This window comes from Streptomyces sp. NPDC051940 (assembly GCF_040680895.1).
Lineage (GTDB): Bacteria > Actinomycetota > Actinomycetes > Streptomycetales > Streptomycetaceae > Streptomyces.
This window is the reverse complement of sequence record NZ_JBFAXR010000227.1, coordinates 1-6,557: the sequence shown is the minus strand read 5'-3', so window position 1 is coordinate 6,557 and position 6,557 is coordinate 1. Positions and strand designations below refer to the sequence as shown.

General features: G+C 73.6%; 5 protein-coding genes. All 5 read left to right on the top strand.

Annotation, left to right across the window (positions count from 1 at the left end; all coding sequences use genetic code 11):
- Positions 1-356: 356 nt before the first annotated feature.
- The 5 genes from lspA to AB0M28_RS39320 all read left to right on the top strand — a co-directional run bounded on the left by lspA (position 357) and on the right by AB0M28_RS39320 (position 6,251).
- The gene (gene lspA / locus AB0M28_RS39340) at positions 357-938 is read left to right on the top strand and encodes a signal peptidase II (RefSeq protein ID WP_365415464.1); all 582 of its coding nucleotides are present in this window, start codon (positions 357-359) and stop codon (positions 936-938) included.
- Between the two features lie 29 nt (positions 939-967).
- Positions 968-1,909 carry an RluA family pseudouridine synthase gene (locus tag AB0M28_RS39335; RefSeq protein WP_365415462.1) on the top strand — a complete coding sequence of 314 codons (942 nt, stop codon included), beginning with the start codon at positions 968-970 and terminating at the stop codon, positions 1,907-1,909.
- A gap of 38 nt (positions 1,910-1,947) precedes the next feature.
- Entirely contained in the window at positions 1,948-3,549 is a 1,602-nt protein-coding gene (locus AB0M28_RS39330; protein WP_365415460.1) for a Na+/H+ antiporter, read from the top strand.
- Between the two features lie 169 nt (positions 3,550-3,718).
- Complete coding sequence (locus AB0M28_RS39325; RefSeq protein WP_365415458.1) at positions 3,719-5,359, top strand: oxidoreductase; 1,641 nt, start codon at positions 3,719-3,721, stop codon at positions 5,357-5,359.
- 142 nt (positions 5,360-5,501) lie between these two features.
- Positions 5,502-6,251: an LON peptidase substrate-binding domain-containing protein gene (locus tag AB0M28_RS39320; RefSeq protein WP_365415456.1), complete on the top strand. Its 750-nt coding sequence runs from the start codon at positions 5,502-5,504 to the stop codon at positions 6,249-6,251.
- Positions 6,252-6,557 lie beyond the last annotated feature (306 nt).

Genomic DNA, 6,557 nt, shown 5'->3' with positions numbered 1-6,557 from the left:
CTGCGGCGCGGTTCGGCGCTCCGCGCCTCAGTCCTCAAACGCCGGACGGGCTGGGGGTGCGACAACGGGCCCCCCGCCCGTAACCCCCACCCCCGCCCGTACCCCGGTGCCCACCCCCCGGCCCGCAACCGCCCACCCCCGCCCGTACCCCGGTGCCCACCCCCGTCCGGGCATCCTCCCCCCGCCCGAGGCGCCGGCGGTGGCCAGGCGGCACCGCAACGGGCGGTGTGCGGGTGGGGGCAACCCCGCGCCGGAGGCGCGGGGCGGCGCCGGGTGCGGGCGGGGAGGGGTTCCGGGGACCCCGAGCCGTGGGGGTGACGTACCCTCGTCACAGTCGGTGTAGGGGAAGGACTTTCGTGACTGAGGCGGAGCGGATCAGCGGGGACGCTGACGGGCGGGCTGACGACGACGCCGCACAGACGCCGGAGGCCGAGGCGGAGCTGCCGCGCGGCCCGCGGCGGATCGGCGTGCTGCTGAGCGTCGCCCTGGTCGTCTACGTCCTGGACCTCGTCAGCAAGCTGATCGTGGTGAAGGAGCTGGAGCCGGACCACGACACGATCCGCGTGATCGGGGACGTGCTCAAGCTGCAGGTGGTGCGGAACCCGGGTGCCGCGTTCGGTATCGGGCAGTCGATGACGGTCGTCTTCACCCTCATCGCCGTGATCGTCATCGTCGTCATCGCCCGCCTCGCCAGGCGCCTGTACAGCCTGCCCTGGGCCATCGCCCTCGGCCTGCTGCTCGGCGGCCCGCTGGGGAACCTCACCGACCGGCTCTTCCGCTCGCCCGGGTTCTTCGAGGGCCATGTGGTGGACTTCATCGCGCCGACGCACTTCGCCGTCTTCAACCTGGCCGACTCGGCCATCGTCTGCGGCGGCATCCTGATCGTGCTGCTGTCCTTCCGGGGGCTGGACCCCGACGGAACCGTCCACAAGGACTGACGCCCTCGCAAGGCTGCGATACTTCTCGGGTGAGTACATTTCCCGAGGTCCGTACGCTGCCCGTCCCCGATGGCCTGGAGGGCGAGCGGCTGGACGCCGCTCTCGCCCGGATGTTCGGGTTCTCCCGGACGAAGGCCGCCGAGCTGGCGTCCGGCGGCAAGGTGCGGATCGACGGGGTCGAGGCCATGAAGTCGGACCGGGTCTCCGCCGGCGCCTGGCTCGAGGTCGAGATGCCCGCGCCGCCGCGGCCCGTGGAGGTCGTCGCCGAGCCCGTGCCGGGCATGAGGATCGTGTACGACGACGACCACATCGTCGTCGTCGACAAGCCCGTGGGCGTGGCCGCCCACCCCAGCCCCGGGTGGACCGGGACCACCGTGATCGGCGGGCTCGCCGCCGCCGGGTTCCGGGTGTCGACCTCCGGCGCCGCCGAGCGCCAGGGCATCGTGCACCGGCTGGACGTCGGTACGTCCGGGCTGATGGCCGTCGCCAAGTCCGAGCGTGCGTACACGCTGCTCAAGCAGCAGTTCCGGGAGCGGACCGTCGACAAGCGCTACCACGCCCTCGTCCAGGGCCACCCCGACCCGCTGAGCGGCACCATCGACGCGCCCATCGGCCGGCACCCCGTACACGACTACAAGTGGGCCGTGACGGCGGACGGGAAGCCGTCCGTCACGCACTACGACCTGATCGAGGCGTTCCGGGCCGCCAGCCTGCTCGACATCAAGCTGGAGACCGGGCGTACCCACCAGATCCGGGTCCACATGGCGACCGTGAAGCACCCCTGCGTCGGCGATCTGACGTACGGGGCCGACCCGACGCTGGCCAAGCGGCTGAAGCTGACCCGGCAGTGGCTGCACGCCGTACGGCTGGGGTTCGAGCACCCGGAGGACGGACGCTGGGTGGAGTTCGCGTCCGACTACCCGGATGATCTGCAGTACGCGCTCGACACCGTGCGGGCGGACAGCGCGTGATCTAGTCCGACCCAGCGCTCCGCCCCGGGAAGGGACGCGTGGACCAGCTCGCCCTGCTGTTCGTGCTGCTTCTCGGGGCGATCGTCACCGTGCCGCTGGGCGACCGGCTGGGCCTTCCCCCGCCGGTCCTGATGACCCTCCTCGGTGCGGCCGGGGCGCTGCTGCCCTTCGTGCCGACCGCCGACGTCCCGCCCGAGTTCATCCTGCCCCTGGTGCTGCCGCCACTGCTGTACGCCGCCGTGCAGCGGACGTCGTGGCGCGAGTTCCGGGGCAACGCGCGGCCCATCCTGCTGCTGGCGGTGGCGCTGGTCTTCGTCACCACCGCCGCCGTGGCCGCCGTGGCGCACGCCGTGGTGCCGGGGCTGCCCGTCGCCGGGGCGATCGCGCTGGGAGCGCTGGTCGCGCCGCCCGACCCGGTCGCGGCGACCGCGGTGGCCGGGCGGGTGGGGCTGCCGCGGCGGCTGGTGTCGATCCTGGAGGGCGAGGGGCTCTTCAACGACGTCACCGCCATCGTGATCTACCACGTGGCCATCGCCGCCACGGTCACCGGATCGTTCTCGGCGCCCCGGGCCGGGCTGGAGCTGGTGCTGTCCGCCGTCGTCGCGCTGGCCGTGGGGCTGGCGGTGGGATGGGTGGCGAACAAGCTGATGGGGCTGCTCCCCGACGCGACGCTGCAGATCGGGCTGACGCTGCTGGTGCCGTTCACGGCGTACCTGCTGGCGGAGGAGTTCCTCGGCTCCGGGGTGCTCGCGGTGCTGGTGTGCGCCATGTTCCTGGCGGAGTACGCCTCGGACGCCGACGACGTGTACGGGCGGCTGGCCGGGCGTACCTTCTGGGAGGTCGTGGACACCCTCGTCACCGGGCTGGCCTTCGGGCTGATCGGGCTGGAGCTCTACCACGTCTTCGGCTCGGCGGAGGGCCGCTGGGGCCCGATGCTCGCCGCCTCGGCGGCGGTGCTCGGCGTCATCGCCGTCGTACGGCTGCTGTGGCTGCTGCCGGCCACCTGGCTGACGCGGTTGCTGCACGGGCGGCCCGGCAACCACGACGACGAGGAGATCCCCGTCAGCTGGCGCGAGACCGTCGTCATGTGGTGGGCCGGGATGCGCGGGGTGGCCTCGGTGGCGCTGGCGCTGGCGGTGCCGCTGACCCTGGACGACGGGACGGACTTCCCGGCCCGGGACTGGATCCTGTTCATCGCCTTCGCCGTCGTGCTCACCACGCTGGTGCTGCAGGGGCTGACCCTGCCGTGGCTCGTCGGCCGGCTGGGCGTGACGGCCGACAGCGCCCGGGAGATGGCCATGGAGCGGCATCTGGCGGAGCGCGTCGCGCTCGCCGCCAAGCGGCGGCTGCGGGAGATCTCCGAGGTCGAGGACCTCTCCGACGACGCGTACGAGGCGCTCCACCGGCGCGCGGTCGAGATGGGCGTACGGATCTCGCCGGACATCCTCGACGAGGAGCGGCGCGAGGACCACGCCGCGCGCTACCGCCGGATCAAGCATCTGCAGCACATCCAGGGCGAGATGCTCTCCGCCGCCCGCCACGAGGTGCTCGCCGCCCGCAGCGAGCCGGGCAACGATCCGGAGGTGGTGGACCGGGTGCTGCGGCAGCTGGACGTCCGCAGCCTGCGCGGAGGGCACTGAGGCTGACGCCCGAGGTGGGGGCGTGGGGCCCGGGGCTGACGCGTCTGGCGGCCGGGGCCTGACAAGCGCTTTCGCGCCGCTGTGGCCGGAACCGGGCGTTCAAACCCCGCACCACGGGGAATGGTGGGGCGTACGAGGCGCCGGACCAGCGCGTCGTGGGAGGGGTGAGATGACGCACACCAGCGCGGGGGATCCGCCGGACGACATCGACCTGACGCCTGCCGAACTCGGGATGTGGCAGGCGTTCCGCAACGGCTCGATGTACGACCTGCGCGACCGCGACCCCGCCCGCAACGATCCCGCGGGCCCGCACGCCTGGGGCGCGGAGCGCAGCGTCCGCGCCCGTGTGGTCGCGCTGCTGCTGCTCGACGGGCCGCCCCCGCTGCGCGGCCGCGTCGCCTGCCTGAAGCTCAACGGCGTCCACGTCACCGGCACCCTCGACCTCTCCGGCGGCCAGGTCAAACCGTATGTCGAGCTGCGCAACTGCCGCTTCCAGCACGAGGTGCTGCTCCCCGAGTGCCACGTGACGACCCTGCGCATGGTCGGCTGCGCCATCCCCCGGCTGGAGGCCGCCCGGATCCACACCGAGGGCGACCTCCATCTGCCGCGCTGCACCGTCGACGGCGGCATCCGCCTCACCGACGCCCGTATCGGCACCGACCTGCTGCTCAGCCAGCTCACCGTCCGCCGCGACCGGCACGGCCGTGCCATCGCCGCCGACGGTCTCGCCGTCGGCCAGGATCTGCAGGCCGAGCTGATCCAGGTGTACGGCGAGGTCAGCCTGCGCGGCGCGAGCGTCGGCGCCTCCCTGACCCTCAACGGCGGCGTCCTGCGCAACCCGTACGGCAAACGCGCCCTCAACGCCCCTCAGCTGACCGTGGAGCGGTCCCTCCACATGACGTCCGCCTGGCGGCCGGGGGCTGCCGCGGGGCGCACCACGCCGCCGTACGGAACGCTCACCGGCCTCTCCGGCCTCTCCAGCCTCTCCGGCCTCACCGGGCCGCCGGCGGGGCCCAGCGACCCGGTGCAGGCCTTCGAGTGCCATGGCGGGCTGCGGCTCGACGACGGGCGGATCGGGGACTCGATCGACTTCGGGGACGCGCGGTTCGTCATGGACCCCGACCAGGAGCTGTCGCTGCGCCGCCTCAGCGCGCCCGAGCTGCGCTTCACCGGCCGGCGGCCGGAGCGCGGACGGGTCGTGCTCTCCGGTGCGCGGGTCGGGAACCTTGTCGACAGGTCGACCAGCTGGCCGGGGCCCGGGGAGCTGGTGATGGCCGGATTCACGTACGAGCACCTCATCGCGGTCGGGCCCTTCCCCCTGTCCCACCGGCTCGCCTGGGTGGAGGCCGCCACGCCCGAGTACTCGCCCGAACCGTACGAGAAGCTCGCCGCGGTGCTGCGCCACGGCGGCGAGGACGACGCGGCGCGGCTCGTACTGCTGGCGAAGCACCGGCGGCACCGGGAGACGCTGCGGCTCGCCGGGAAGGTCTGGGGGTACGTCCAGGACTGTACGGTCGCCTACGGCTACCGGCCCAGCCGGGCGGTGCTGTGGATGGCGGTGCTGTGGGCGCTGGGGTCCGTCTACTTCGGGCAGCACCGGCCGGACGCGATCCGGCCCGGGGAGGGGCCGTCGTGGAACCCCGTGCTGTACGCCCTCGACCTGCTGCTTCCCGTGATCGACCTGGGGCAGGCGGGGGCGTGGGAGCAGACCGGGGCGTACCAGTGGGCGGCGGCCGGGCTGGTGCTCGCCGGGTGGGTGCTCGCGACGACCGTCGCGGCGGGGGCGTCGCGGTTGCTGCGCAAGCAGTGAGGGAGGCCGCGGCGCCGCGGTGCCGTGTGGTGGCGGGCCGTGGTGTGCCTGGTCGGGCGGGTGTGCGGGGTCCGCGGACCGGGTGGGGGGAAGAACGGCCGGGACGTGCGGAAGAACCCGCCGCGCCCCTTAGGATTCCGGGGTGACAACCGCCCGTCTGCCGCTGTTCCCACTGAACACGGTGCTCTTTCCTGGGCTCGTCCTGCCGCTCAACGTCTTCGAGGAGCGCTACCGCGCGCTCATGCGTGATCTGCTTGCGCAGCAGGACGATGAGGACCCAGCTCCGCGCCGCTTCGGCGTCGTCGCCATCCGCGACGGACGCGAGGTCGCGCACACCGCGCCCGGGCTGCCCGATCCGACGTCCGTCGTGGCCAAGGGGCCGGCGGCGGGGTTCGGGCCCGATCCCGTCAAGGCGTTCTACTCCGTGGGCTGCACCGCGGACGCGGCGACGATCAGGGAGCGTGAGGACGGGGGGTTCGAGGTGCTCGCCACGGGCACGCAGCGGTTCCGGCTGCTGTCCGTCGACGCGTCCGGGCCGTACCTCGTGGGGGAGATCCAGCCGCTCGAGGAGCGGGACGGGGAGGGGGCGGGGGCGCTCGCGGCGGGGGTGCTGCGGGCGTTCCGGACGTATCAGCGGCGGCTCGCCGCCGCGCGGGAGCGGTCGCTGGCCGCGGGGCAGGAGCTGCCTTCGGAGCCGTCCGTGGTGTCGTATCTGGTCGCTGCGGCGGCTGTCGTCGATACGGAGACGAAGCAGCGGCTGCTGGAGAAGGGGGATACGGCTTCGCGGCTCGCGGCGGAGCTGGCGCTGTTGCGGCGGGAGTCGGCGGTCATCCGGCAGTTGCCGTCGCTGCCGGCGGTGGAGCTCACGCGGCGTCCGACGCACCTCAACTGATCACGGGCCGACTGGTCCCGTCCCGCTGCGGGGGCTCCGCCCCCGGACCCCCTTCGCGGGCTGCGCCCGCTTGTCGCGCCTGCGGCGCTCGTCCTCAAACGCCGGACGGGCTGGGGTGGGGGCCTTCGCCGTGGTGCCTGGTTGCTGGTTTGTCGGCGCTGCGCGCCTCGTCCTCAAGCGCCGGACGGGCTGCATGTCGCGTTGCGCTGCGGGGGCTCCGCCCCCGGGCCCCCTTTGCGGGCTGCGCCCGCTTTTCGCGCCTGCGGCGCTCGTCCTCAAGCGCCGGACGGGCTGGGGTGCGACCTT

Coding starts and splice junctions, on each gene's coding strand:
- AB0M28_RS39325 (WP_365415458.1), top strand. CDS start 3,719: ATGACGCACACCAGCGCGGGGGATCCGCCGGACGACATCGACCTGACG.